Origin of the sequence: Streptomyces abikoensis (assembly GCF_014648775.1) — a bacterium.
Lineage (GTDB): Bacteria > Actinomycetota > Actinomycetes > Streptomycetales > Streptomycetaceae > Streptomyces > Streptomyces abikoensis.
The window spans coordinates 434,521-460,646 of sequence record NZ_BMRT01000004.1; the positions used below are offsets into that span (position 1 = coordinate 434,521).

20 protein-coding genes are annotated in these 26,126 nt (G+C 73.0%); 2 read left to right on the forward strand and 18 right to left on the reverse strand.

All coding sequences use genetic code 11. From position 1 onward, the window contains the following. Positions 1 to 9 precede the first annotated feature (9 nt). Both IE096_RS16260 and IE096_RS16265 read right to left on the reverse strand, forming a co-directional pair. Positions 10 to 171 carry a hypothetical protein gene (locus tag IE096_RS16260; RefSeq protein WP_189452265.1) on the reverse strand — a complete coding sequence of 54 codons (162 nt, stop codon included), beginning with the start codon at positions 169 to 171 and terminating at the stop codon, positions 10 to 12. Positions 172 to 330: 159 nt separating this feature from the next. Beyond that, entirely contained in the window at positions 331 to 495 is a 165-nt protein-coding gene (locus IE096_RS16265; protein ID WP_189452891.1) for a hypothetical protein, read from the reverse strand. 93 nt (positions 496 to 588) lie between these two features. Between IE096_RS16265 and IE096_RS16270 the strand changes: the two genes are divergently transcribed. Continuing rightward, complete coding sequence (locus IE096_RS16270) at positions 589 to 1,677, forward strand: M48 family metallopeptidase (RefSeq protein WP_189452267.1); 1,089 nt, start codon at positions 589 to 591, stop codon at positions 1,675 to 1,677. A gap of 22 nt (positions 1,678 to 1,699) precedes the next feature. On the opposite strand, the gene IE096_RS16275 is transcribed toward IE096_RS16270, so the two are convergent. From IE096_RS16275 to proB, 5 genes are all read right to left on the reverse strand, one after another. Continuing rightward, positions 1,700 to 2,782: an SCO2583 family membrane protein gene (locus IE096_RS16275; RefSeq protein WP_189452270.1), complete on the reverse strand. Its 1,083-nt coding sequence runs from the start codon at positions 2,780 to 2,782 to the stop codon at positions 1,700 to 1,702. A 175-nt stretch (positions 2,783 to 2,957) separates the two neighbouring features. Beyond that, positions 2,958 to 3,569 carry an SCO2584 family spore wall biosynthesis protein gene (locus IE096_RS16280; protein ID WP_189452272.1) on the reverse strand — a complete coding sequence of 204 codons (612 nt, stop codon included), beginning with the start codon at positions 3,567 to 3,569 and terminating at the stop codon, positions 2,958 to 2,960. 137 nt (positions 3,570 to 3,706) lie between these two features. Continuing rightward, the gene (locus IE096_RS16285) at positions 3,707 to 5,005 is read right to left on the reverse strand and encodes a glutamate-5-semialdehyde dehydrogenase (protein ID WP_189452275.1); all 1,299 of its coding nucleotides are present in this window, start codon (positions 5,003 to 5,005) and stop codon (positions 3,707 to 3,709) included. A gap of 111 nt (positions 5,006 to 5,116) precedes the next feature. Further along, entirely contained in the window at positions 5,117 to 5,581 is a 465-nt protein-coding gene (locus tag IE096_RS16290) for a DUF8830 family protein (protein ID WP_189452276.1), read from the reverse strand. A gap of 250 nt (positions 5,582 to 5,831) precedes the next feature. Then, complete coding sequence (gene proB / locus IE096_RS16295; protein ID WP_229820300.1) at positions 5,832 to 6,926, reverse strand: glutamate 5-kinase; 1,095 nt, start codon at positions 6,924 to 6,926, stop codon at positions 5,832 to 5,834. A 308-nt stretch (positions 6,927 to 7,234) separates the two neighbouring features. Between proB and IE096_RS16300 the strand changes: the two genes are divergently transcribed. Then, positions 7,235 to 9,289, forward strand: coding sequence for a hypothetical protein (locus tag IE096_RS16300; RefSeq protein ID WP_189452280.1), 2,055 nt, complete (start codon positions 7,235 to 7,237; stop codon positions 9,287 to 9,289). Between the two features lie 86 nt (positions 9,290 to 9,375). On the opposite strand, the gene obgE is transcribed toward IE096_RS16300, so the two are convergent. From obgE to mreC, 11 genes are all read right to left on the reverse strand, one after another. Continuing rightward, positions 9,376 to 10,815, reverse strand: coding sequence for a GTPase ObgE (obgE, locus tag IE096_RS16305; protein WP_189452282.1), 1,440 nt, complete (start codon positions 10,813 to 10,815; stop codon positions 9,376 to 9,378). 133 nt (positions 10,816 to 10,948) lie between these two features. After that, positions 10,949 to 11,203: a 50S ribosomal protein L27 gene (gene rpmA, locus IE096_RS16310; protein ID WP_126914116.1), complete on the reverse strand. Its 255-nt coding sequence runs from the start codon at positions 11,201 to 11,203 to the stop codon at positions 10,949 to 10,951. Between the two features lie 14 nt (positions 11,204 to 11,217). Beyond that, positions 11,218 to 11,538: a 50S ribosomal protein L21 gene (gene rplU / locus IE096_RS16315; protein WP_189452284.1), complete on the reverse strand. Its 321-nt coding sequence runs from the start codon at positions 11,536 to 11,538 to the stop codon at positions 11,218 to 11,220. A gap of 246 nt (positions 11,539 to 11,784) precedes the next feature. Next, complete coding sequence (locus IE096_RS16320) at positions 11,785 to 16,095, reverse strand: Rne/Rng family ribonuclease (protein WP_189452286.1); 4,311 nt, start codon at positions 16,093 to 16,095, stop codon at positions 11,785 to 11,787. 219 nt (positions 16,096 to 16,314) lie between these two features. After that, a complete protein-coding gene (locus tag IE096_RS16325; RefSeq protein ID WP_189452825.1) occupies positions 16,315 to 17,094 on the reverse strand; it encodes a TIGR03936 family radical SAM-associated protein in 780 nt (259 codons plus the stop codon). Between the two features lie 155 nt (positions 17,095 to 17,249). Further along, on the reverse strand, positions 17,250 to 19,175 hold the full coding sequence (locus IE096_RS16330) for a TIGR03960 family B12-binding radical SAM protein (protein ID WP_189452288.1): 1,926 nt from the start codon (positions 19,173 to 19,175) through the stop codon (positions 17,250 to 17,252). Between the two features lie 98 nt (positions 19,176 to 19,273). Further along, positions 19,274 to 20,845: a CYTH and CHAD domain-containing protein gene (locus IE096_RS16335; RefSeq protein WP_189452291.1), complete on the reverse strand. Its 1,572-nt coding sequence runs from the start codon at positions 20,843 to 20,845 to the stop codon at positions 19,274 to 19,276. Between the two features lie 52 nt (positions 20,846 to 20,897). After that, a complete protein-coding gene (rodA, locus tag IE096_RS16340) occupies positions 20,898 to 22,097 on the reverse strand; it encodes a rod shape-determining protein RodA (RefSeq protein WP_189452293.1) in 1,200 nt (399 codons plus the stop codon). Then, positions 22,094 to 24,328 (reverse strand): penicillin-binding protein 2, encoded by a 2,235-nt coding sequence (gene mrdA / locus IE096_RS16345; protein ID WP_189452294.1) that lies wholly within the window; start codon positions 24,326 to 24,328, stop codon positions 22,094 to 22,096. The genes rodA and mrdA overlap by 4 nt, the downstream gene beginning before the upstream one ends. A gap of 88 nt (positions 24,329 to 24,416) precedes the next feature. Then, complete coding sequence (gene mreD, locus IE096_RS16350; RefSeq protein WP_189452296.1) at positions 24,417 to 25,130, reverse strand: rod shape-determining protein MreD; 714 nt, start codon at positions 25,128 to 25,130, stop codon at positions 24,417 to 24,419. Positions 25,131 to 25,134: 4 nt separating this feature from the next. Next, positions 25,135 to 26,067: a rod shape-determining protein MreC gene (mreC, locus tag IE096_RS16355; RefSeq protein WP_126914123.1), complete on the reverse strand. Its 933-nt coding sequence runs from the start codon at positions 26,065 to 26,067 to the stop codon at positions 25,135 to 25,137. Positions 26,068 to 26,126: the final 59 nt, after the last annotated feature.

Below are 26,126 nucleotides of genomic sequence, written 5' to 3' on the forward strand. Positions count from 1 at the left end.
CCGGTGGGATCAGCGGTCGCGGTTGAAACGGGTGGTGATCCACAGCAGGAGCAGCAGGATGACCAGGGCGGAGCCACCGGTGATGGCGGGGCTGAGGCTCTCGTGGGTGTCCACGTGGTGGCCCTCGGCGGCGAGGGAGACCAGGGCGCTGTGGGCGGTGGCGATGTTCACGTCGGCAGAACCTATCCGGGAGGGATCGGGTTAACGGTTGGAGACTTCTGCCACATCGTATGCGGGCCCTTATGCGGAGCTCACGCCGACTCCACGTGTACGGGCCGGCGGGCCCGCCGCGTGAGCGTCGCCGGGGCCGGCCGGCGGGGGCTCCGGCGGCTACTTGCGATAGCCGCGCAGCAGGAGCCAGGCGACGAGGGGGACGCCCACGAGCCCGACGATCAGGACGGTGCGCAGCAGGGCGCCGGGGCCCTGGTCCCCCTTGGAGACGGCGAGGACCTCGATGAGTCCGGGATGGGCGGCGAGAGCGGTGATGTCGGGCATGCCTCCACGGTAGCCATGTCGGTGGCACGGCCTAGGCTGGGGTCCGGAAAGCCCGGTGCGGACCGCGCCCGGCCGACGTGTCAGGGGGTCTCGATGAGCGACAGCCAGGAGTACGTGCCCGGGGGCCCGGAGCGGCTGCCCGGCCGGGACCGCAGGCGGTTCCCCGGCATCTCCTCGCGGGCCTACGAGCACCCGGCGGATCGCTCCGCCCTGGTGGCGCTGCGCAGGCTGAGCGGTTTCGACACGGTGTTCAAGGCGCTGAGCGGGCTGCTGCCGGAGCGCAGTCTGCGGCTGCTGTTCCTGTCGGAGTCGGTGCGGGTGGGCGAGCTCCAGTTCCCGCATCTGCACGCGATGCTGCTGGACGCCTGTGCCGTGCTGGACCTGCCGAAGGTCCCGCCGATGTACGTCACGCAGGATCCGCGGCCCAACGCCATGTGCGTGGGGCTGGACGAGCCGGTCATCGTGGTGACGACGGGCCTGGTGGAGCTGCTGGACGAGGAGGAGATGCGGGCGGCCGTGGGCCACGAGGTCGGCCACGCGCTGTCCGGGCACGCGGTGTACCGCACGATCCTGCTGTTCCTGACCGAGATGGCGGTCAAGGTCGCCTGGATCCCGCTGGGCGGGATGGCGGTGGCGGCGATCGTGACGGCGTTGCGCGAGTGGTTCCGGAAGTCGGAGCTGTCGGCGGACCGGGCGGGGCTGCTGGTGGGCCAGGATCCGCGGGCCTCGATGCGCGGCCTGATGAAGGTCGCGGGCGGCAACCATCTCCACGAGATGAACGTGGACGCGTTCCTCGCCCAGGCCGAGGAGTACGAGCGCGGCGGCGACCTGCGCGACTCCGTCCTGAAGATCATGAACGTGCTGCCGCGCAGCCATCCGTTCACCACCGTGCGCGCGGCGGAGCTGAAGAAGTGGTCCGAGAGCCGCGACTACCAGCGGATCATGGACGGCCACTACGCGCGGCGCGAGGACGACAAGGACGCCTCGGTGACCGACTCCTTCCGGGAATCGGCGAACCACTACGCGGAGTCGGTGCGGGCGAGCAAGGACCCGCTGATGGGGCTGGTGCGCGACATCGCGGGCGGGGCGAGCGACCTGGGCGGCAAGCTGTTCGGACGCGGGCCCGGCCCCGGCCCCAAGGGCGACGCGCCGAGGAACCCGCCGAGGAACGACGCGCCCTAGTACCGGCAGGCCGCCGGCGCCCTCAGTGCCGGGGCGGCGTCGGCTGGGCCGACGGCGCCAGGGTGCCGCAGAGGTCGGTCGTGGTGGCGCCCGTCGCGTAGGGGTCGGTGCCCGCCGGGCCCTCCGTCGCGGCCTTCTCACCCGCGAACAGCGGCCGCAGGAAGGACGCGTCCTCCGCCGAGCAGGACTCCGGCCCGGCCTGCGTCTGGCTCTGCAGCACCTGGACGTGGTGCTCCTGGAGGTCGTCCCGGTCGAAGCGGAAGCGCAGCGTGCGCCGCACGACGAACAGCGAGACGTCCGCCGCGCCCGCCTTGGCGGCCGGGCGCAGCGCGTAGACGAACGTGTGGTCGGCGGAGACCTCCAGCGCGGCCGGGGACGCCTCCACGACCGTGAACGTGCCCTGGCTGCGGACGGTGCGGTCGGCGAGGGCCACCTGGCCCGGGTCGAAGCGGACCAGCCAGCCGGTGGCCGCGTGCTGCCCGTCGTCGGCGGGGCGGCTGAAGCTGCGGTCGAACTGCTCCAGCTGGGAGGGGGCGAGCAGCAGCCGTACGGCCCGCTGGTTGCCGCCGACGAGCACGCGCGGGTCGAGCGCGGACTTGACCGTGTACTCCTTGGCCGTGGCGAGCGCGGCCATCACCAGGCTCTCGGAGAAATTCTGGGTGCGCCGTGCGGCCGGAAGGGTGACGCCCTCGGCTCCGTCGCGCAGCCGGCCGGCCGGGCTGTTGTCGAAGAGGTCCCTCGCGGCGGGGGCGCCGGGCACGGGATCGCGCGGGGCGAGGGGCACAAGGGCGATCCGCAGCGCCTCGGCGGCGGGCGGCTTCGGCTCCTTGTACGGGTGGCGCAGCCCCATGTAGACGGCGGTGCCGAAGGCGAGGGCGATCAGTATCACCAGCAGCAGCACCTGCCGGGAGGCGCTGACGCGGGCCCAGGCGTGGCGGGTGCGGACGGCGGGGGCGTGGTCGTCCATCCGCTCGCGGGCGGAGAACTCCTGGAGGCGGGCAGCGCGGACGAACGATTCGTCGAAGACGACGGATCGGTACTCCTCGTCACCGCCTCCCTGGGGGCCCTCGGGCGTGCCCTCAGGGGGGTCTCCAGGCCCGTTCATATCTCAAGAGTAGGTCCGTGGCGGCTTCGGTAAACGCCCTGGTACGCGACAAGTTCCGACGAGATTTCAAGCGGCCGGGCGGGGGAACCCGAGTCTTGGCCAGGACTCCTGCGATCGGTCACGGGATGACAGAAAGCGACTTCCAGGGAACGAAAACTCACTTTCGGTGACCGGTTCAGCGGGAGGGCGGCACCGCCGAGGCCACCGGCGGCTCGGAGTCCGCCGAGACCGACGGCAACGGCACCCGCACCTCCCCCACCTGGGCGTCCACGCCGGTGGTCGCGGGCGGCGGGGCGGGGCTCTGCCGGCCGCCGGAGGAGCCGCCCCGGTAGACGGCGGTGAAGGCGAGGGCGATCACGCCTATGCCCATCACGACGGCGAGCACCCAGGCGACCGGGCGCTGCCAGCGGGCGTGCCCCCGGTAGGGCCCGCGCGCGATGCCGTAGCGCCCGTAGGGGCCGTAGGCGTCGTCCGGGTCCAGGTCGCGGGTGAGGCCCTGCGGCCCGTTCAGCCGGCCGTGGCGACCGGCCGGGCCACCGCGCGCGTCGTCGTACGGATCGTCGTCGGCGGAGCCGCCGCCGGGCCGCGAGCGCGCGGCGTCGGCCTCGGCGCGGGCCCGGTCGGCGGCGAGCATCCGCTCGACCGCGGAGGGTTCGTGGATCGTCGCGGACCGCACGAACTCCTCGTCGAAGACCATGGAGGCGAACGGGTCGTCCGCGCCCCCACGGAGGTGGCTGTCGGGCTCCTCGCCGTCCGGGAACGGCTTGCCCCCCACGTCGTCCGGCACCCGTCCAGCGTAGACCCGAACCGGTCAATCCGCGCGGCCGGTACGGGAATTCGGCCCACCGCCGGCCCACCGCCCACCCGGCGCGGGCCCCCTACGGACCCGCCATGGATCCGCCGTGGGCCCGCCGCCCGCAGCGGCTAGCGCACGTGGCCGTCGCCCGTGACGATGTACTTCGTCGACGTCAGCTCGGGCAGCCCCATCGGGCCGCGCGCGTGGAGCTTCTGCGTGGAGATGCCGATCTCGGCACCGAAACCGAACTGACCTCCGTCGGTGAACCGGGTCGAGGCGTTGACCGCGACCGTGGTGGAGTCCACCAGCTGGGTGAAACGGCGGGCCGCCGCCTGGGAGGTGGTGACGATCGCCTCGGTGTGCCCGGAGGTCCACAGCCGGATGTGGCGCACGGCCGTGTCCAGGTCGTCCACCACGGCGGCGGCGATGTCGTACGAGAGGTACTCGGTCTCCCAGTCCTCGGTCGTCGCGGGCACGACCGTGGCCGGGGAGCCCTTCGCCAGCTCCACCACCCGCTCGTCGCCGTGGACGGTCACGCCGGCCGCCGCCAGCGCCTCCAGGGCGCGCGGCAGGAAGCGCTCCGCGATGTCGCGGTGCACCAGCAGGGTCTCGGCGGCGTTGCAGACGCTGACGCGGCTGGCCTTGGAGTTGACGAGGATCTCCACGGCCATGTCCAGGTCGGCCTCGGCGTCGACGTACACGTGGCAGTTGCCCGTGCCCGTCTCGATCACCGGGACGGTCGACTCCTCGACGACCGTGCGGATCAGGGAGGCGCCGCCGCGCGGGATGAGCACGTCGACCATGCCCCGGGCGCGCATCAACTCCCGTACGGACTCCCGGCTCTCGCCCGGCACCAGCTGCACCGCGTCGGCCGGCAGCCCCGCGCCGCCCACGGCGTCACGGATCACCCGCACCAGGGCGGTGTTGGAGGCGTACGCGGAGGACGAGCCGCGCAGCAGCACGGCGTTGCCGGACTTCAAGCAGAGGGCGGCGGCGTCGACGGTCACGTTCGGCCGGGCCTCGTAGATGATGCCGACGACGCCCAGCGGCACCCGCACCTGCCGCAGGTCGATGCCGTTGGGCAGCGTGGAGCCACGCACGACCTCGCCCACCGGGTCGGGCAGCGCCACCACGTCCCGGACGTCCTTGGCGATGGCACGCACCCGCTCGGGGGTGAGGGTGAGCCGGTCGACCACGCTCTCGCTCGTACCGGCGGCCCGGGCCTTCTCGACGTCCTCGGCGTTGGCCTCGACGATCTCGCGGGTACGGACCTCCAGCGCGTCGGCGATCGCCAGCAGCGCCTCGTCCTTCGCCGAGCGCGGCAGTGGCGCGAGCTCGGCGGCCGCGGCGCGGGCGCGGTAGGCGGCACGCAGCACCGGGGACTGCGGCATGGGGTCGGCGAGGGGGGAGGGGAAAACGCTGCTCATGGCCGCAGCCTAACCGCGGGCGGGCCGCGACCACCCGGAATTCCACACTCCGGGACGGCCGCGACCATCCCACCGCCGGTGATCAGCGGCGATCAAGCCCATCGAGGGCGGTCAGAAGGGGTGCACCCCGACCGGGGTGGCCGGCAGCGGGCCGTAGCCCTCGGCGACCCGCTGGTGATACGTCTCACGGTCGATGACCTCGAGCCCGACGATCTCCCACGGCGGCAGCCTGGCCGTGGAACGGTGCTCACCCCACAGCCGCAGCGCCACGGCCGCCGCGTCGTGGAGGTCGCGCGCCTCCTCCCAGTAGCGGATCTCCGCGTGATCGTTGGCGTAGCGGCTGGTCAGCAGGAACGGGTGGTCGTGGGCGAGCTGCTCCAGCGCCCGCCGGACCTCCCCCAGCGGCGCCTCGGTGCCCGAGACGCTGAGGGTGACGTGCCACAGCCGCGAGGGCGCGCCGCTCGCGGCGGTCTCGGTGCGCTCCCCCGGCCTGTCGTCCGTCCCGGCCGTCCCGACGCTGGTCAGTGTCCGCCCAGCCGTGCCTCGGGGCAGTGCCCCCGGGCGCCCTCGTCTCACCGGCGGCCTCCTGTTGCTCGCCGCTCCGCGCGCGTGCGGCGGAGCCGTGTGGTGCCGTGGGACCGCCCGTCCGACGACGGCCCCGTGTATCAAAGTTGACCAGTCGGCGGGCGGCCGCGTGACGGTTTTACGGAAAGGGTCCATGGAAAGGCTGGACTTACCGGGACCCTGTCCTCCGTGGTTAACGCCCGTCAGCGACACGGCATTCGCGACCGGGAGCGCGGCGCCGAGCCGCGCGGCGCGACCGGGCTCAGCCGCGCAGCACGACCAGGTCGTCGCGGTGGACGACCTCCCGCTCGTAGCCCGGGCCCAGCTCGCGCGCCAGGTCGCGGGTGGAGCGGCCCAGCAGTTGGGGGATCTCCCCGGCGTCGTAGGTCACCAGGCCGCGCGCCACCGCCCGGCCCGCCGGGTCCCGCAGCTCCACCGGGTCGCCCGCGCTGAACTCGCCCTCGACCGCCGCGATGCCCGCCGGCAGCAGCGAGCCGGTGCCCTCGACGACGGCCCGCACGGCCCCCTCGTCCAGGGTCAGGGCGCCCCGCGGCGTGGAGGCGTGCGCGAGCCACAGCAGCCGGTCGGCGGAGCGGCGGCCCGTGCGGTGGAAGTACGTGCCGGTGGGGCGCCCGCGCAGGGCGTCGACCGCCTGGCTGGCGGAGGTGAGGACGACGGGGATGCCGGCCGCGGCGGCGATCCGGGCCGCCTCGACCTTGGTGACCATGCCACCGGTGCCCACGCCGGCCTTGCCCGCGCTGCCGATGGAGATCCCCTCCAGCTCCTTCTCGCCGGTGACCTCGGCGATCCGGGAGGTGCCCGGGATGCTGGGGTCGCCGTCGTACAGGCCGTCGACGTCCGAGAGCAGGACCAGCAGATCGGCCCGGACCAGATGCGCGACGAGCGCCGCCAGCCGGTCGTTGTCGCCGAAGCGGATCTCGTCCGTGGCGACGGTGTCGTTCTCGTTGACGACGGGCACCGCGCCCATGGCCAGCAGCTGGTCCAGCGTCCGGCGGGCGTTGCGGTAGTGCGCGCGGCGGCTGGTGTCGTCCGTGGTCAGCAGCACCTGGCCGACCCGGCGCCCGTAACGGGCGAAGGAAGCCGTGTACCGGGCGACCAGCAGCCCCTGCCCGACGCTGGCCGCGGCCTGCTGCCGGGCCAGGTCACGGGGGCGCCGGGGAAGGCCCAGCGGGGACAGGCCGGCGGCGATGGCGCCCGAGGAGACCAGGACTATCTCCTTCTCCCCCGCGCCCCGCGCGGCCAGAGTCTTGGCCAGAGCGTCGACGAGCGCGTCAACCCGGTCCGCGTCCAGTCCTCCACCCGCAGTGGTGAGTGAGGAGGACCCCACCTTGACCACGATCCTGCGGGCCGCGACGACCTCCCGCCGGACCTCCTCCGGCTGCTCTGCCCCAGTCAACGTACGTACACCCCTGTGATCACCGATGCTCCGCCGGTCGGCGGACTGTTCCGGACCCGCAAATCTACCGTCTGACGATTGCGTCCGTTCGCCGCCGTTTTGGGCTGATCGGCCGGATGGAAGATTGCCCGCCGGCCTGCCACCGTCATACGGTCTGTCACCGATCGTTCACTCCGTGGTACCCGCCGGTGGGTCACGACGGCCCCTCCCCCACGCATCCCCCACGCACTCCTGCCAGGAGCCTTCCCGTGCCTTCTGCCGGAACAGCCTCCCGCCGGGCGGCACAGCTCGCGGCGCTGCTCTCGATGCTGGCCCTGCTCGTCGCCCAGCTCGTCGGCGCCCTGCTGCCGGACGCCCCCCTGCTGGTCTCCTCCTCGGCGGCCGCCCTCGCGCTCGACCTCCTCCTCCAGCACCGCGACCCCGGGCTGGTCGCCGTGCTCGGCAAGATCCGCTTCGACGTCATGGTCCGGCAGCTCCAGCGCGACATGCTGATCCTCCTCGGCCTGCTGCGCCTGGGCGGCGACGACGCGCCCCGCGACTACGCCCCCGTCGTCGCGGGGCTGGTGCTCTTCTACGGCGCCCACCTCGCCTGCCAGGTCACCGCGATCCTCGTCCGCCGCAGCCGCACCCTGCCCTTCCTCACCCGGAACATCGACACCACCGGACTGCGGCTGACCTCCGCGCCGCCCCGGCTGCTGGCCCGTCAGCACAGCCGCAGGCTGCTGCGCTTCGCCGTGCCGGCCACGGCCGGGATGCTGACGTCCGCCGCCACCGGCGAGGAGTTCTGGGCCGTGGCGGGCGTCAGCGCCGCGCTCGCCTGCGCGCTCGGCGGCACCGCCTACCTGGCGGGCTGGCTGCGCCCGGGGAACCGGCCGGTCGACGAGGCGCGGGCGCTGGAGTGGCTGGACCGCTGGCTGGCGGACTACCGCCCCACCATGGGCATGTACTTCTCCGGCGGGACGACCTCGGCGTACCAGGCGAACATGTGGCTCTCGACCATGGGCGCGCTGGACGGCAGCCCGCTGATCGTGCTGCGCGAGCGGTTCATGATGCAGAAGATCGAGGCCACCGACGTGCCCGTGCTGTGCATCCCCAAGGTCGTCCATCTGATGGCCCTGGAGAAGTCCACGCTGAAGATGATGCTGCACCCGGCCAACTCCGGTAAGACCTCGCAGGTCCTGCGCATGCCGTCCATCAAGCACGCCTTCGTCAACCACGGCGAGAGCGACAAGCTCTCCAGCTGCAACCCCTACGCGAAGGCCTACGACGAGGTCTGGGTCGCGGGCCCCGCCGCCCGGGAGCGCTACCAGCTCGCCGACATCGGCGTGGAGGACAAGGACGTCGTCGAGGTGGGCCGCCCCCAGCTGGCGCCGATCGAACCGGCCGGCGGTGCCGCGCCCACCGGGCCGTACCTGACCGTCCTCTACGCCCCCACGTGGGAGGGCTGGGACGGCAACCCCGGCAACACGTCGGTCATCCTCGCGGGGGAGAACATCGTGCGCGCCCTGCTCGCCGACCCCGGCGTGCGCGTGCTGTACAAGCCGCACCCCATGACGGGCTCCGTGGACCCGCGCGCGGGCCGTGCCGACCAGCGCGTCCAGGCGCTGATCCGCCGGGCCGCCGCCGAACGGTCCGGCCCCCGCCCCGGGCCGGAGGCGGCAGCCGAACTCGCCCGCCGCACGGCCGAACTGGACCGGCTCACCACCTGCCACTTCCGCGACAGCGCCGACGAGGTCGAGCGCATGCTGCTGCAGTCCACGCCGGACAAGGGCCGCGCCGAGACCGTCGAGGCCGCCACGGCCGCCTGGGAGGCGGCCTACTGGGCCTCGCTGCCGGAGTGGGAGCACCAGGTCGTCACCGAGGCCCGTCCCTCGCTCTACGGCTGTTTCAACCGCTCGGACCTGCTGATCAGCGATGTCTCCAGCGTCGTATCCGACTATCTGATCAGCGAGAAGCCCTATGCGGTCGCGAACACCAGCGGGCTGACGGAGGAGGAGTTCCGGGCGGCCTTCCCCACCGTCGGCGCGGCGACGATCCTCACGCCCGGCGCCGAGGGCGTCCCCGCGCTCCTCGCGGCCGTCCGCGACCCCTCCCTCGACCACCTGGCGGCGGCGCGCGCGGAGCTCAAGGTCCGGCTGCTCGGCCCGGCCGACCCGCCCTCACTGACGCGCTTCAACGCGGCGGCACTGGCACTGGCCGCGAAGTCGGACGAGCGCCGGGCCCGGATGGAGGCCCGCGCCTCGGAGATCCCGGCCCCCCGCCTCGCCTCGGCGGAGGAGTCGGAGACCGCCCAAGGCGGTTGAGCGCCCGCGAAAACGCCGGAGGGGCTGGACGAATCCAGCCCCTCCGGCACCCTCCCAGCGGTAGCTGGGGAGTTTGAGAACAAGACTTACGCGAACGGGTCGAAGCCCTCGTACTCCTGGTCCGACTCGTCGCGCTCCGCCTGCTTGTCGCGGCGGCGCTGCGCCGCCGGGCGCGGGGCCTCGAAGCGGTGGTCCTCACCGCGGCGGCCCAGCATCTCGGCGCCGGAGAGCATCGTGGGCTCCCAGTCGAAGACGACCGCGTTGTCCTCGGGGCCGATGGCCACGCCGTCGCCCGCGCGGGCACCGGCCTTCATCAGCTCCTCCTCGACACCGAGGCGGTTGAGGCGGTCGGCCAGGTAGCCCACGGCCTCGTCGTTGTTGAAGTCGGTCTGGCGCACCCAGCGCTCCGGCTTCTCGCCGCGCACGCGGAAGAGGCCGTCCTCCTCCTGGGTGACGGTGAAGCCCGCGTCGTCGACGGCCTTCGGGCGGATGACGATGCGGGTCGCCTCCTCCTTCGGCTTCGCGGCACGCGACTTCGCCACGATGTCGGCCAGCGCAAAGGAGAGCTCCTTCAGGCCGTGGCGGGAGACCGCCGAGACCTCGAAGACCCGGTAGCCGCGGGACTCCAGCTCGGGGCGGACCATCTCGGCGAGGTCCAGGCCGTCCGGGATGTCGACCTTGTTGAGGACGACGAGGCGGGGCCGGTTCTCCAGGCCGCCGTACTCCTTGAGCTCGGCCTCGATGACGTCGAGGTCGCTCAGCGGGTCGCGCTCGGACTCCAGCGTCGCGGTGTCCAGGACGTGCACCAGCACCGAGCAGCGCTCGACGTGGCGCAGGAACTCCAGGCCCAGGCCCTTGCCCTGGCTGGCGCCGGGGATCAGACCGGGGACGTCGGCGATGGTGTAGACCGTCGCGCCGGCGGTGACCACGCCCAGGTTGGGGACGAGGGTGGTGAAGGGGTAGTCCGCGATCTTCGGCTTGGCCGCGGAGAGCACCGAGATCAGCGAGGACTTGCCGGCGCTCGGGTAGCCGACCAGGGCCACGTCGGCGACGGTCTTCAGCTCCAGGACGATGTCCTGGTAGTCGCCCGGCTCGCCCAGCAGCGCGAAGCCCGGCGCCTTGCGGCGGGCCGAGGCCAGCGCGGCGTTGCCGAGGCCGCCGCGGCCGCCCTGGGCGGCGACGTAGGTGGTGCCCTGGCCGACGAGGTCCGCGAGGACGTTGCCGTGCCGGTCGAGGACGACCGTGCCGTCCGGGACCGGCAGGACGAGGTCCGTGCCGTCCTTGCCGGAGCGGTTGCCGCCCTCGCCGGGCTTGCCGTTGGTGGCCTTGCGGTGCGGGCTGTGGTGGTACTCCAGAAGCGTGGTGACGGCCTGGTCGACGACCAGCGTCACATCACCGCCACGGCCGCCGTTGCCGCCGTCGGGGCCACCGAGGGGCTTGAACTTCTCGCGATGCACGGAGGCGCAGCCGTGGCCTCCGTTACCCGCGGCGACATGCAGCTCGACGCGGTCCACGAAGGTGGTCATAGCGGGGTGCCTCCAGATACGCAGATAAGTGCGGGAATGTCTCTGTTGTAACGCGACAAGGGCGGACCTGCTTCCCCGCCGGGGAAGCGAGGTCCGCCCTCGCTCATCGCTCTACGGAGTGCTGATCAGATGATCAGGCGACCGGGACGATGTTGACGACCTTGCGGCCACGGTGGGTGCCGAACTGCACCGCACCGGCGTTCAGCGCGAACAGGGTGTCGTCGCCACCGCGACCGACACCGGCGCCCGGGTGGAAGTGGGTGCCGCGCTGGCGGACCAGGATCTCACCGGCGTTGACGAGCTGACCGCCGAAGCGCTTCACGCCGAGCCGCTGAGCGTTGGAGTCGCGACCGTTCCGGGTGGACGATGCGCCCTTCTTGTGTGCCATTTTGTGTCAGTCCCTTACTTCGCCGGGGCGTCGATGCCGGTGATCTTCAGCGCGGTGTGCAGCTGACGGTGACCGATGCGCTTCTTGTAACCGGTCTTGTTCTTGTACTTCTGGATCCGGATCTTGTCGCCCTTGTGGTGGTCGACAATCTCGGCCTGAACCTTCACGCCGGCCAGGACCCAGGGGTCGCTGGTGACAGCGTCACCGTCGACGACCAGCAGCGTGGAGAGCTCGACGGTGTCGCCGACCTTGCTGGTGGAAATACGGTCAACCTCGATGACGTCGCCGACAGCAACCTTCTGCTGGCGGCCGCCGGTGCGCACGATCGCGTACACGCGGAACTCTCTCTCGCTAGGAACGGACCTCTGATGCCAGCCGCTCGCACGGGTGGGGCCCATGACGATCCTGAAAGGACGAGCGGCCTCCCCCGGCGGGGCCGGGAGGTGTTTGCTCAGGGGTTTCGGTGTCGCACAGGTTTGCACAGACACCGACGGTCAAGGTTACGGGGCCTTGACCAGGGGGTCAAACCGACCCCCTGCCGGGGCGGGCCGTCAAGGGCCCGCCCCGGCGAGGGCGGTGGCTCAGTCCTCCGCGGCGGGCTCGGCCGCCACGGCCTTCTTCGCCGTCCGCTTGGCGGGCGCCTTCTTGGCGGCCGTCTTCGTGGCCGTCTTCTTCGCCGTCGCCTTCTTGGCGGTGGTGGTCTTCTTCGCCGCCGCCTTCTTGGCCGTGGTCGCCTTCTTCGCCGTCGCCTTCTTGGCGGCCGTCTTACGGGCCGTCTTCTTGGCGGGGGCGGCCTCGGGCTCCGCGTCGGCCATCACCTCGACGTCGGCCTCGGCCACCACCACGGGCTCCTCGGCGGCCGGCGCCTCGGGCTCCGGCGCGGCGACGACGAGCACCGCGGCGTCCTCGGCCCCGGCGGGCGAACCCGCCGGAGCGGACGCCTTACGGGTGACACGACGGCGCGTACGGACCGGCGCGGCCACCTCGGCCACCGGCTCGACGACGGCCTCCGGCACGACCTCGGGCTCGACGACCGGCGCGGGCGCCGCCTCGGGCTCCGGGGCGGGCTCGGCCGGCGCGGCCTCCACCACGACGACCTCCGGCTCGGCCGGGGCCTGCGGCGCGGACACCCTGCGCGTCGCCCGGCGGCGCGTACGGCCACCGCGGCTGCGCGCGGCCGCCTCGGCCTCGGCGGGGCTGCTGAACCACTCGTCGTCACCGGCGACCGTGGGCACCAGATCCGCCTCGGCCACCGGCACCGGCTCCAGCTCGGGCGCCTCGGCGGCCGCTTCGGCGGGAGCCTCGGCGACGGCCGGAGCGGCCTCGGCGACCGGCTCGGCGGCGGCCTTGCCCTTCTTCTTGCCCCGCTTGCCACCGACGGCACCGCCGCCGCCACCGCCCACGAAGGACGGCTGGTCCATGTGGACGATCACACCGCGGCCGTTGCAGTGGACGCACGACTCGGAGAAGGACTCCAGCAGGCCCTGGCCCACCCGCTTGCGGGTCATCTGGACCAGGCCCAGCGACGTCACCTCGGCGACCTGGTGCTTCGTCCGGTCCCGGCCCAGGCACTCCAGCAGGCGCCGCAGCACCAGGTCCCGGTTGGACTCCAGCACCATGTCGATGAAGTCGATCACGATGATGCCGCCGAGGTCGCGCAGCCGCAGCTGACGCACGATCTCCTCGGCCGCCTCCAGGTTGTTCCTGGTGACCGTCTCCTCGAGGTTGCCGCCCTGACCGGTGAACTTGCCGGTGTTGACGTCGATGACGACCATCGCCTCGGTCCGGTCGATCACCAGCGAACCGCCGCTGGGCAGCCAGACCTTGCGGTCCAGCGCCTTCGACAGCTGCTCGTCGATCCGGTACGTGGCGAAGACGTCGACGTCCGACGTCCACCTCTGCAGCCGGTCCGCCAGGTCGGGGGCGACGTGCGAGACATAGCCGTGGATGGTCTGCCACGCCTCGTCACCGCTCACGATGACCTTGGAGAAGTCCTCGTTGAAGATGTCGCGGACGACCCGGACGGTCATGTCCGGCTCGCCGTACAGCAGGCTCGGCGCGCTCGTCGAGATCTGCTTGGACTTCTTCTTGATCTCCTCCCACTGCGCCTGGAGGCGCTCCACGTCACGGCGCAGCTCGTCCTCGCTCGCGCCCTCGGCGGCGGTGCGCACGATGACGCCCGCGTCCTCGGGGACGATCTTCTTGAGGATCTGCTTCAGGCGCGCGCGCTCGGTGTCGGGCAGCTTGCGGCTGATGCCGGTCATCGAGCCCTCGGGCACGTAGACCAGGTAGCGGCCGGGCAGGGAGACCTGGCTGGTGAGCCGGGCGCCCTTGTGGCCGATCGGGTCCTTGGTGACCTGCACGAGCACGGACTGGCCGGACTTCAGCGCGGTCTCGATGCGGCGCGGGCCGTTGCCCATGCCGAGCGCCTCGAAGTTGACCTCGCCGGCGTACAGGACGGCGTTGCGGCCCTTGCCGATGTCGACGAACGCGGCCTCCATCGACGGCAGCACGTTCTGGACCTTGCCCAGGTAGACGTTGCCGACGTAGCTGGTGGCCTGCTCCTTGTTGACGAAGTGCTCGACGAGGATGTTGTCCTCGAGCACACCGATCTGCGTGCGGTCGCCGTGCTGACGCACGACCATCACCCGCTCGACGGCCTCGCGGCGGGCCAGGAACTCGGCCTCGGTGATGATCGGCACCCGGCGGCGGCCCTGCTCACGACCCTCGCGGCGGCGCTGCTTCTTCGCCTCCATACGGGTCGAGCCCTTGATGGACTGGACCTCGTCGAAGCCCGTGCCGCCCTCGGTGCGGGCGGCGCGCTCGCGCGGCTCGCGGACCTTGACGACCGTGCGCTCCGGCTCGTCCACGCCCGGCTCGGCCTCCAGGGCCTCACCGCTGCGCCGACGGCGACGACGGCGACGACGGCTGCCGGCGGACGAGAGGGCCGACTCCTCGGCCTCCTCCTCGCCCTCGGGCTCCTCCTCGGCGGGCTCGGCGGCCTCCTCGGCCGGAGCCTCCTCCGCGTAGCCCTCGGCCTCGGCGGCCTCGCCACGACGGCGACGGCGGCCACCGCGACGACGACGGCGCGACGGGCGCTCGCCCAGCTCCTCGTCCTCGGCGACGGCCTCCTCGGCCTGCTCCTCCAGCGCCTCGGGCTCCTCCTCGACGGCCGGGGCGACCGGGGCGACCTGCTCGGCGGGCTCGCCACGGCGGCGACGGCGACGACGGCCGCGCTCCTCGGCGGGAGCCTGCGGGGCGGCCTCCTCCATCGGCTCGGCGACGGCCTCGGCGGCGGCGGCCGCGGCAGCGGTCTCCGGCGTCTGGAACATCGGCTCGGCGAAGACCGGCGCCTGGAAGACGGCCGACGGCGGACGCACCGCACGGCGGCGACGGCCGCCCTCGGGGGCCTCCTCCACCGGAGCGGCGGCCTCGGCGGCGCGCGTGGCGCGGCGACGCGTACGGGCGGGACGGGCCGGGGCCTCTTCGGCGACGGGCTCGGCGGCGGCCTCCAGGGCCTCCTCCGGCTCCTCCTCGGCCTCGACCTCGGCCTCGGCGACCTGCGGGGCACCCGCCGGGGCGGACGCGCGGCGCGTCGCACGACGGCGCGTACGGGCGGGACGGGCCTCGGGCTCCTCGGCCTCGGTCACGACCTCGACGGCCGCTTCCTCGACGGGCTCCACGGCCTCGGCGGCCTTGGGCGCACCCGCCGGAGCGGACGCGCGGCGCGTGGCACGACGGCGCGCACGGGCGGGGGCGGCCGGAGCCTCCTCGACCTCGGCAGCGGGCGCCTCCTCGACGACCGGCTCGGCGGCGGGCACAACGGCCTCCACGGCCTCGGCGACCTGCGGCGCACCGGCCGGGGCGGACACGCGGCGCGTCGCACGACGACGCGTACGGACGGGCGCGGCGGCCGGAGCCTCCTCCGGCTCCTCCTCGGCCTCGGCCTCGACCTCGGCGACGGGCACGACGACGTCGGCCTCGACGGCCTCGGCGGCCTTCGGGGCACCCGCCGGGGCGGACGCCTTACGGGTGGCGCGACGGCGCGTACGGGCGGGGGCGGCCGGAGCCTCCTCGACCTCGGCAGCGGCGGGCGTCTCCTCGACGACCGGCTCGGCGGCGGGCACGACGGCCTCGACGGCTTCGGCGACCTGCGGCGCGCCGGCCGGAGCCGTCGCCTTGCGCGTGGCACGGCGGCGGGTACGGGCGGGGGCGGCGGGGGCCTCCTCGGCCACGGCGGCGGGCGCCTCCTCGGCGACCGGCTCGGCGGCGACGGCCTCGGCGACCTGCGGCGCACCGGCCGGAGCCGTCGCCTTACGGGTGGCACGGCGGCGCGGACGCGCGGGGGTCTCGGGGGCGGCGGCCTCGACGGGCGCGGCCTCCGGAACGGCCTCGGCGGCCGACTCGACGGCCTCGGCACCCTGCGGGGCACCCGCCGGAGCGGACGCCTTACGGGTGGCGCGACGACGCGTACGGGCGGGGGCGGCCGAAGCCTCCTCGGCCTCGGCGGCCGGCTCGGCGGCGGCCTCGGTGGCCTGCGGCGCGCCGGCCGGAGCCGTCGCCTTGCGCGTGGCGCGGCGGCGGGTGGGCGCCTCCTCGGCCGGGGCGGCCTCGGACGACGCGGCCGTCGCCGGCTGGACGGCGGCCGAGGCGGCCGTCTTGCGGGTGGCCCGGCGGCGCGGACGCGCCGGGGTCTCCGGGGCGGCGGCCTCGGCGGCCGGCGCCTCGGCCGGGGCCTCGGACGCGCCGGAGGTCACGGGCGAACCCGCGGGGCGGGACGCGACCCGGCGACGGCGGCGCGGCGGCAGCGTGTCGCTGGGCGAGTCATCGTTGTTGTTGCCGGGAACGCTCTGCGCGGCCCCCGGCTCCTTGGGCTCATTGGCTTCGAGCATGCGGGCGGTTCTCCCGTCACGCTCCCGGGCGCCGCGCCGGGTTCCGGCCACGACACCGCGTGATGAGCGCGGTACCGCGGCCCGGGGCGCGATCGCCGCACGGGAGCTGTTCTCGCTCGCCGGTTCCGAGTGTCACGGCACCGGCGAAAGTCTCCTGGTCAGTGCACCTGCCGGACCGGGTGGCTCCCTGGTGGCGCGGCGGCGCGGCGACGGCCGTCCCTAACGGGAACCTTCCGGCACCTGCTGCGCGGCGCTCGGCCCGGCGGCCGTGGGTGGGGCGGCCGGGGCGGCGTCGCGGTCGGGCGCGAGCGGGTCGGTCACCGTGCCGGACTCCTCATCGAGCAGCCCCTGCGCCAGCCTGGTCACCGCTGCGGGGACCGGCGGCGCCAGGTCGGCCACAGCGCGGAGACCGGACAGGACGTCGTCGGGTCGTACGGCAGGTGTCACGTGCCGAACAACCAGCCGCAGTATCGCACAGGCACCGTCGCCCGGCCTATCGGCCGGAGCGTCGAGGGCCTCGAGTCGGGACACCGCGCCACGCGCGTCGAAGGTTCGCAACCCGTTTTTGGTACGGCGCTGGACCTCGACGGTCTCCGCCGCCAGGAACCCCTCCACCGCGCGCCGGACGTCCGCGACCTCGACGCCGTCGAGGCGCAGCTCCCACACGGAGGCCTGCAGCCGGTCGGCGAACGAGGACGTGTGGGCCTCGACCGCGTCGACGATGTCGAGGCCGGCCGGCAGCGACTCGTCGAGGAGCGCCCGCAGGTGCGCGGGGTCACGGGCCTCGGCGAGCTGGATCTCCAGGTACTCGGCCTCGCTGCCCGTGCCGGTGGGAGCGGCGTTGGCGTAGGAGACCTTGGGGTGCGGGGTGAAGCCCGCCGAGTACGCCATGGGCACCTCGGCGCGCCGCAGCGCCCGCTCGAAGGCGCGCTGGAAATCGCGGTGGCTGGTGAACCGAAGGCGGCCGCGCTTGGTGTAGCGCAGTCGGATGCGCTGCACCACGGGTGCGGGCGGCGGTCCTTCGGGCTGTCGCTTGCCCAGTGTTCTTTCCTTCAGTGAGTGCGGTCGTGCTGCTGCCCAGCGTACGCGCGCCGGCCCGGTGGTACGGGGGCGTGCGGGGCCGAGCCCCGCACGCCCCCGTCACCGGACGGGGATCACTTGACCACGGAGAGCGGCAGCAGCTTCTTGCCCGTCGGGCCGATCTGGATGTGGGTGTCCATCTGCGGGCAGACGCCGCAGTCGAAGCACGGGGTCCAGCGGCAGTCCTCGACCTCGGTCTCGTCGAGCGCGTCCTGCCAGTCCTCCCAGAGCCAGTCCTTGTCGAGACCGGAGTCCAGGTGGTCCCAGGGCAGGACCTCCTCGTAGGTGCGCTCGCGGGTGGTGTACCAGTCGACGTCGACGCCCTGCTCGGGCAGCGTCGCCTCGGCGCACTTCATCCAGCGGTCGTAGCTGAAGTGCTCGCGCCAGCCGTCGAAGCGGCCGCCGTCCTCGTAGACGGCGCGGATGACGGCGCCGACGCGGCGGTCGCCGCGGGAGAGCAGGCCCTCGATGATGCCGGGCTTGCCGTCGTGGTAGCGGAAACCGATGGAGCGGCCGTACTTCTTGTCACCGCGGATCCGGTCGCGGAGCTTCTCCAGGCGGGCGTCGGTCTCCTCGGCGGAGAGCTGCGGCGCCCACTGGAAGGGGGTGTGCGGCTTGGGCACGAAACCGCCGATGGAGACGGTGCAGCGGATGTCGTTGGACTTCGACACCTCGCGGCCCTTGGCGATGACGTTCGTCGCCATGTCGGCGATCTGGAGGACGTCCTCGTCGGTCTCGGTGGGGAGGCCGCACATGAAGTACAGCTTCACCTGGCGCCAGCCGTTGCCGTAGGCGGTGGCGACGGTCCGGATGAGGTCCTCCTCCGAGACCATCTTGTTGATGACCTTGCGCATGCGCTCGGAGCCGCCCTCGGGGGCGAACGTCAGACCGGAACGGCGGCCGTTGCGGGTCAGCTCGTTCGCCAGGTCGACGTTGAACGCGTCGACGCGGGTCGACGGCAGGGAGAGGCCGATCTTGTCCTCTTCGTACCGGTCGGCCAGGCCCTTGGCGACCTCGCCGATCTCGGTGTGGTCGGCGGAGGACAGCGACAGCAGGCCGACCTCCTCGAAGCCGGTCGCCTTGAGGCCCTTCTCGACCATCTCGCCGATGCCGGTGATGCTGCGCTCGCGCACGGGGCGCGTGATCATGCCGGCCTGGCAGAAGCGGCAGCCGCGCGTGCAACCGCGGAAGATCTCCACGGACATCCGCTCGTGGACGGTCTCGGCCAGCGGGACCAGCGGCTGCTTGGGGTACGGCCACTCGTCGAGGTCCATGACGGTGTGCTTGGACACCCGCCACGGCACGCCCGACTGGTTGGGCACGACACGGGCGATACGGCCGTCGGGCAGGTACTCCACGTCGTAGAAGCGCGGGACGTACACGCCGCCGGTCTTGGCGAGGCGCAGCAGCAGCTCGTCGCGGCCGCCGGGGCGGCCCTCGGCCTTCCAGGCGCGGATGATCTCGGTGATCTCCAGCACGGCCTGCTCGCCGTCGCCGATCACGGCGCAGTCGATGAAGTCCGCGATGGGCTCGGGGTTGAAGGCCGCGTGGCCGCCGGCGAGGACGATCGGGTCGTCGATCGTGCGGTCCTTGGCCTCCAGGGGGATCCCGGCGAGGTCCAGGGCGGTGAGCATGTTGGTGTAGCCGAGCTCGGTGGAGAAGCTGAGGCCGAAGACGTCGAACGCCTTGACCGGCCGGTGGCTGTCCACGGTGAACTGCGGCACGTCGTGCTCGCGCATCAGGGCCTCGAGGTCGGGCCACACGCTGTAGGTGCGCTCGGCGAGGACGCCCTCGCGCTCGTTGAGGACCTCGTAGAGGATCATGACGCCCTGGTTGGGGAGCCCGACCTCGTAGGCGTCCGGGTACATGAGGCACCAGCGGACGTCGCACTCCTCCCAGGGCTTGACGGTGGAGTTCAGCTCGCCACCGACGTACTGGATGGGCTTCTGCACATGCGGGAGCAGGGCCTCGAGCTGTGGGAAGACCGATTCGGCAGTCATCTGGGCGAACCTTCGTGAGCGGGCACAGTGCGACTCTCTAGCGTAACGTGCCGCGCGAGGAGCACCGTCCCGAGCGGGACGAGCGCGATCCGCGCAGGTCAGGCCGGAGGGATGGCCGACACCCGCTCCGACACCCGCTCCGGTACCCGGTCCGGGACCTGGGCCGAGATCCGCTCCCACAGGCCCGGCAGCTCCCTCTCGTCCCGCTCGGCGAGGCGCTCCTCGCGCCCGTAGAGCACCCCGAAGGTGAAGGTGGGCTCCCCCGCGCCCTCGGCCTCGGCGGCGATGGCGCGGAGTGCGCCGCGGGCCATGACGCTGTCCTGATGGTCGCCCAGCAGGCTCTGGACGGACTTCATCTGCGCGGCGAATCGTTTCGCCTCCTTGCCCAGCGCCGGGGTGGCGGCCTCGGCGGCGTAGCGGGCGCGTTTGGCCGCCTTGCGGGCGTCGTGGAGGGCGGTGTCGCGGTCGTGGCCGGGGGCGGTGGCGAGGGCGTGCTCGACACGGCCGGCCAGCCGGCCGTAGTCGCGGAGCATCGCCCGGGCCAGCACGGCGCCCGGTGGTCCGCCGGCGGCGTCGTGCAGGGGCGGGTCGGCGAGGAGGGCGTCGAGGCGGTTCAGGAGGGCCAGGTAGCGGGCGCTGTCGAGCACGGCGGTCAGGCGCCGCCGGGAGCCTCGGCGACTGCTGGTGGACCAGGCGCGCAGCCGGGCGCGGACGGGGCCCCGGACGAGGGCGCGCGGGAGTTCGTCGAGGCGGTCGCGCAGCCGTTCGGCGAGGACCTCGCGGTCGCGGTCGACGCCCAGTTCGTCGGCGAGCCACTTCAGGTCCTGGGCGAGCGGGTCGGTGGTCCGGCGGTCGAGGACCTTGGCGTGGCTGCGGAAGGAGGAGCGCAGGCGGCGGGTGGCGACCCTCATCTGGTGGACGGCGTCCTCGGTGCCGAGCCGGGCGCCGGGATCGAGGGCGACGAGGGCTTCGACCTGCGCGCGCAGGAAGGCCAGGACGTGGTCGCCGGCGCGGGCCCCGGCGGGCGGGGTGGCGGCGGGGCGGCGCCGGGGGTCGCCGAGGCCGGTCTCGCGCAGGGCCCGGGCGAGTTTGCTGGGCGCCTTGGAGGGTTTCAGGCCGGCCGCGCGCAGCAGGGGTTCGAGGGTGTCGAACAGGGCGGGGTCGGCGCCCTCGGCGAGTTCGATCTCGATCTCGGTCCAGCTGGCAGTGGTCTCGTCGCCCGTGAGGCGGGTGGCGGTGACCGTGTCAGTGCTGGCCTCGGCGAGCCGGGTGCCGTCGGCGGCGAGCACATGGCGGACCTCGCGGCGCGAGACGATCCGCATCAGCGGGGCCAGGGGGACGTCCCGGATCCGGGAGCGGACCAGTGCGGTGAGAGCGCGCGGTATCGCGGAGGCGGTCAGGGGCGCGCGGATCTCGTCACGCTCCCCGGCAGCGACCGGGAGTTTGAGGTGCCAGCCCTCGTCCGGGCCGCCCGTGCGGCGGCGCAGGGTGATGCCGGCCGCGGCGAGTCGCAGGTCGGCGGTGTCGTAGTAGACGGCGTCGAGCTCGCGCACGCCCTCGTCGGTGACGGACGCGACGGACGCGGCCCCGCTCAGGTCCGGGAGCCGGGCCGCGCCCGTATCCCTCCCGGCTTCGTACTTCCGCTCGATCTCTCTCACGGTGTCCGCCATGACGCCGAATCTAGTGCGCGAACGGCGCGGGCGGCAGTCCCCCGCCGCCCGGCTACGCGGAAACCGGCCGCTGCGCCCTGATCGACTGGAGGAGCCCCACCGCTATCCAGGCGGCGAACATCGACGACCCTCCGTAGGAGACGAACGGCAGCGGCAGGCCGGTGACGGGCATGATGCCCAGGGTCATGCCGATGTTCTCGAAGCTCTGGAAGGCGAACCAGGCGATGATCCCGGCGGCCACGATGGTGCCGTAGAGCTCGGTGGACTCGCGGGCGATCCGGCAGGCCCGCCAGAGCACCACCCCGAGCAGGAAGATGATCGTCCCGGCGCCCACGAAGCCGAGCTCCTCACCCGCCACGGTGAAGATGAAGTCGGTCTGCTGTTCGGGCACGAACTGGCCCGTGGTCTGCGAGCCGTGGAAGAGGCCGGAACCGGACAGCCCGCCGGAACCGATGGCGATCCGGGCCTGGTTGGTGTTGTAGCCGACGCCGGAGGGGTCGAGGGCGGGGTTGGCGAAGGCCGCGAAGCGGTTGATCTGGTACTCGTCGAGCACCCCGAGCTGCCAGATGAGGACGCAGCCGAGGATGCCTGCGCCCAGCAGGCCCGCGATCCAGCGGTTGGAGGCCCCGGAGGAGAGGAGCACGGCGAGCACGATCACCACGAGCACCATGACCGAGCCGAGGTCGGGCATCAGCAGGATGATCGCGATCGGCAGCGCGGCCAGGCCGAGGGCCTGCATCACGGTCCGGTGGTCGGGATGGCGGCGGTCGCCCGCGTCGACCTTCCCGGCCAGCAGCATCGCCATCCCCAGCGTGATGGTGATCTTCGTGAACTCGGAGGGCTGGATGGAGAAGCCGCCGCCGAGCTGGATCCAGGAGCGCGCGCCGTTGATGGTCGCGCCCAGCGGAGTGAGCACGGCCAGCGTGAAGAGGCAGGAGATGCCGTAGAGGATCGGCACGGCGCCCCGCAGCGCCCGGCTGCCGACCCAGACCGCGCCGATGGCGAAGGCGAGGCCGATGCCGGTGTTGAGCAGGTTGCGCAGCAGGAAGTAGTACGGGTCGCCCTGGTTGAGCTCGGTGCGGTTGCGGGTGGCCGAGTAGACGAGCAGCGTGCCGATGGCCGAGAGGGCGAGGGCCGCGAGCAGCATCACCCAGTCGAGGCGGCGCAGCACGGAGTCACGGGCGGTGAGGCGGGACCAGGCGCCGCGTTCGGGTGTGAAGCGGCGGACCCGGTAGCCCTGGGCGGTGCTCATCGGTTCTGCTCCTCCCGCCGGGTCGCGGGCTCGGTCGGGGTCTCCGGCGGCGGGGACGGCAGCCCGGTGTCCACGGGCGAGGCGGACGGCGCCGGTGACGCCCCGTCGGAACCGGACGGGGAGGGGGACGGCGGCGCCGTGGGGATGGGCTGCGCCTCGATGGTGCCGTCCTTCTCGATCTTGGGAAGTCCGCTCTGCGGGTGCGGCAGCAGCGCCTTCGAGTCGTCGACCTTGCCCTTTTCGTCGACGCCGTAGAGAGCGTTGTAGATGTTGCGCACGGCGGGGCCGGAGGCGCCGGAGCCGGTGCCGCCCTGGGAGATCGTCATGACGACCGTGTAGTCGGACGTGTAGGTGGCGAACCAGGACGTGGTCTGCTTGCCGTAGACCTCGGCGGTGCCGGTCTTGGCGTGCATGGGGATCCGGTCCTGCGGCCAGCCCTGGAAGCGCCAGGCGGCGGTGCCCTTGGTGGCGACGCCGGCGAGGGCGGCGTCCATCTGGTCGCGGAGGGTGCCGTCTATGGGCAGCCGGCCGTGGGAGGCCGGCTTGATCTCCCGGACGCTCCTGCCGTCGGGGCTGATGATCGCCTTGCCGACGGTGGGGTTCCAGAGGGTGCCGCCGTTGCTGATGGCCGCGTAGATAGTGGCCATCTGGATGGGGGTGACGAGGGTGTCGCCCTGGCCGATGGAGTAGTTGACGGAGTCACCGGCGCGCATCCGCATGCCCGACTCGCAGTTCTCCTTGGCGATCTTTCCGGCGTAGCTGTCGTCCTTGTCGCCCTGCTTGCACCAGACGTCCTTGTTCGCCTCCCAGTACCGCTTCTTCCACTCGCGGTCGGGGACCCGGCCGCGGACCTCGTTGGGCAGGTCGATGCCGGTCTCCTTGCCGAGCCCGAACTGGTGGGCGGTCTTGTAGAACCAGTCCGCCGGGTGCTGGGGCTTGTTGCCGCCGTCCTTCTGCCACTGCTTGTAGGCCAGGTCGTAGAAGACGGTGTCGCAGGAGACCTCCAGCGCCTGTCCGAGGTCGATGGCGCCGTAGCCCTTGGACTCGTAGTTCTTGAAGACCTGGTTGCCGATGCTGTAGGCGCTGGAGCAGTTGTAGTGGTCGGTGAAGGAGTAGCCGGCCTTGACGGCGGCCGTGGTGCTGATGACCTTGAAGATGGAGCCGGGGGCCGCCTGGCCCTGGATGGCCCGGTTGAGCAGCGGGTAGTTGGAGTCCTCGCCGGTGAGGGCCTTGTAGTCCTTGCCGGAGATGCCGCCGACCCAGGCGTTGGGGTCGTAGGTGGGGTTGGAGGCCATGGCCACCACCCGGCCGGTCCTGGACTCCAGTACGACGACGGCGCCCGCGTCGGCCTTGTAGTTGACGCCGGTGTTGCGGTCGAGCTCCTTGCGGGCGTCCTTCATCGCCTGGTCCAGCTCGTGTTCCGCTATGGCCTGCACGCGGGCGTCGATGCTGGTGACGATGTTGGCGCCGGGGACGGCCTTGTCGCTCTTGGCCTTGCCGATGACGCGGCCGAGGTTGTCGACCTCGTAGCGGGTGACGCCCGCCCTGCCGCGCAGCTCGCTGTCGTACTGCCGCTCCAGCCCGGAGCGGCCGACCTGGTCGGAGCGGAGCAGCGGGGTGCGGGAGTCCCTGGCCTTGGTGATCTCGGCGTCGGTGACGGGCGAGAGGTAGCCGAGGACCTGGGCGGTGTTGGAGCCGCCGGGGCCCGCGTAGCGGCGCACGGCCGTGGGCTCGGCGGTGATGCCGGGGAAGTCCTCCTGGCGCTCGCGGATCTGGAGGGCCTGCTGGGTGGTGGCCTCGTCGGTGATGGGGATGGGCTGGTAGGGCGAGCCGGCCCAGCAGGGCTTGGGGGTCTTGGCGTCGCACAGCCGGACCTTGGCGGAGACGTCCTCGGGCTTGAGGTTCAGCACGCCCGCGAGGCGGGTGAGGACGGTCTTCCCCTTGTCCTTCATCTTCATCAGGTCGGTGCGGTTCGCGGAGACGACGAGACGGGTCTCGTTGTCGGCGAGCGGCACACCCCGGGCGTCGAGGATGGAGCCGCGGGTGGCGGCGGCGACGACCTGCTGGATGTGGTTGCTGGCGGCCTCGGCGGTGTACTGGTCGCCGTTGCGGATCTGGAGGTACCACAGGCGGCCGGCGAGGGTGAGCAGCAGCGAGAAGACCAGGATCTGAATGACGATCAGCCGGATCGCCACCCGGGAGGTGCGCCCCCCTTCGGAGAGGGTACTCACTGTGCTTCCCCGTTCGCTTCTCCGCCCGCGCGGCGCAGAGGTGCGGGCATCGTGTTCGTCTGCGGCCCGGCGGCCGCGCGTGCGACGCTCACAGGCGCTTGACCCCCTTGAGCTTCGGCTGACGGCGCCCCGCCCTCGGCAGCAGGCCGCCGCTCTGGACCCCGAGGCGGCCGCCCCGGCCACGTCCGCTCAGCCGGTTCCTGCGGCTCACCCGGCCGGCGCGGAAGCCGCGCTTGGCCGTCCGCCCGTACCCCCCGTCGCCGCCGCCCGCGACGGCCGTGCCGTCGCCGGTGAGCGGGTCGGAGACGGTACGGCGGGCCATGGTCATCACGAGCGGCACGACGAAGGGCGCGAGCAGCAGGTCGTAGCAGGCGGCGGTGGCCACCAGGCCGCTCAGGCCCACGTGGCGGGCGGCGGTGTCCCCGACGAGGGAGCCCACGCCCGCGTACAGCAGCGTGGAGAGGACGGCCGCGCCGACGACGGCGACCATCGGGACGGTCGCCGAGCGGACCCGGCCGCTGTCCGGCCGGGCGAGGCCGACCAGATAGCCGACGACGCACAGGACGAGGGCGTAGCGCCCGGTGGCGTGGTCGGCGGGTGGCGCGAGGTCGGCGAGGAGGCCCGCGCCGAAGCCGACGAGGCAGCCGGTGGTGTGGCCGTAGACCAGGGCGAGGCCGACCACGACGAGGAGCATCAGGTCGGGCACGGCGCCGGGCAGGTGGAGCCGGGCCAGGACGCTCACCTGGGCGACCAGGGCCACCACCACGAGCGCGGTCGAGAGCAGGATCCGGTTCAAGCGCATCGGTTCAGTCCTGGGGCTTGGCACTCGGGCTGGGGGTGACGGTGACGGTCACGGTGGGGGCGGGCTTGGGGGCCTCGGGCTTGGGCGGCAGCACGGTGTCGCGCGGGTCCTCGTGGGGTGCCTGGACGACGACGCCGACCAGGTCGAGCTTGCTGAAGCCGACGAAGGGGCGGACCAGGAGGGTGCGGGTGAGGCCGCCGCCCGCGGGCTCGACGTGGGTGACCTCGCCGACGGGGACCCCGGCGACGAACGGCTTGTCGCGGCTGGAGCCGAAGGTGACCAGCCGGTCGCCCTTGCGGACGGTGGCCTTGCCGTTGAGGAGTTCGACGCGCAGGGAGCTGTCGCCCTGCCCGTTGGCGAAGCCGATCTCGCCGGTCTTCTCCATGCGGGTGCCGACGGTGAACTTGGGGTCGCTGGCGAGCAGGACGGTGGCGGTGCCCGGGCCGACGGTGGTGACGCGGCCGACGAGCCCGTCGCCGTTGAGCACGGTCATGTCGCGGCGGACGCCGTCGTTCGCGCCGATGTCGATGGTGACCGTCCAGGAGAAGCCCTGCGCGGCTCCTATGGCGATGACCTGAGCGCCCTTGATGCCGTACTGGCCGCGGCCGGCGGTCTTGAGCATGGCGTCCAGCTCGCGGAGCCGGCCGCGGTTGCGGTCGTCGCTGCCCAGACGCTGCTTGAGGGCGGTGTTCTCGCGCTCCAGCTCGGCGATGCGGCTGCTGCGGTCCCCGGAGTCACGGACGGCGGCCACGGCCTCGCCGACCGGGTCGACGGCGGCGGCGACGCCCTTCTCCACCGGTCCGAACGCCGAGGCGGCGGCGTGGCGCACTCCGTCGAGCGGGGACTGCTCACCGCCGCGGATGTCGACCGTGATCAGCGCGAAGGCGATCGCGATCAGCAGGACCAGCAGCAGCCGGCTCTCTCGTGTGTCCCTCACGTGCGGCGGCGAGCCCTTCTCGTCGGACCGTCCGGCTCCGGGCCCGGACGGTCATCCTG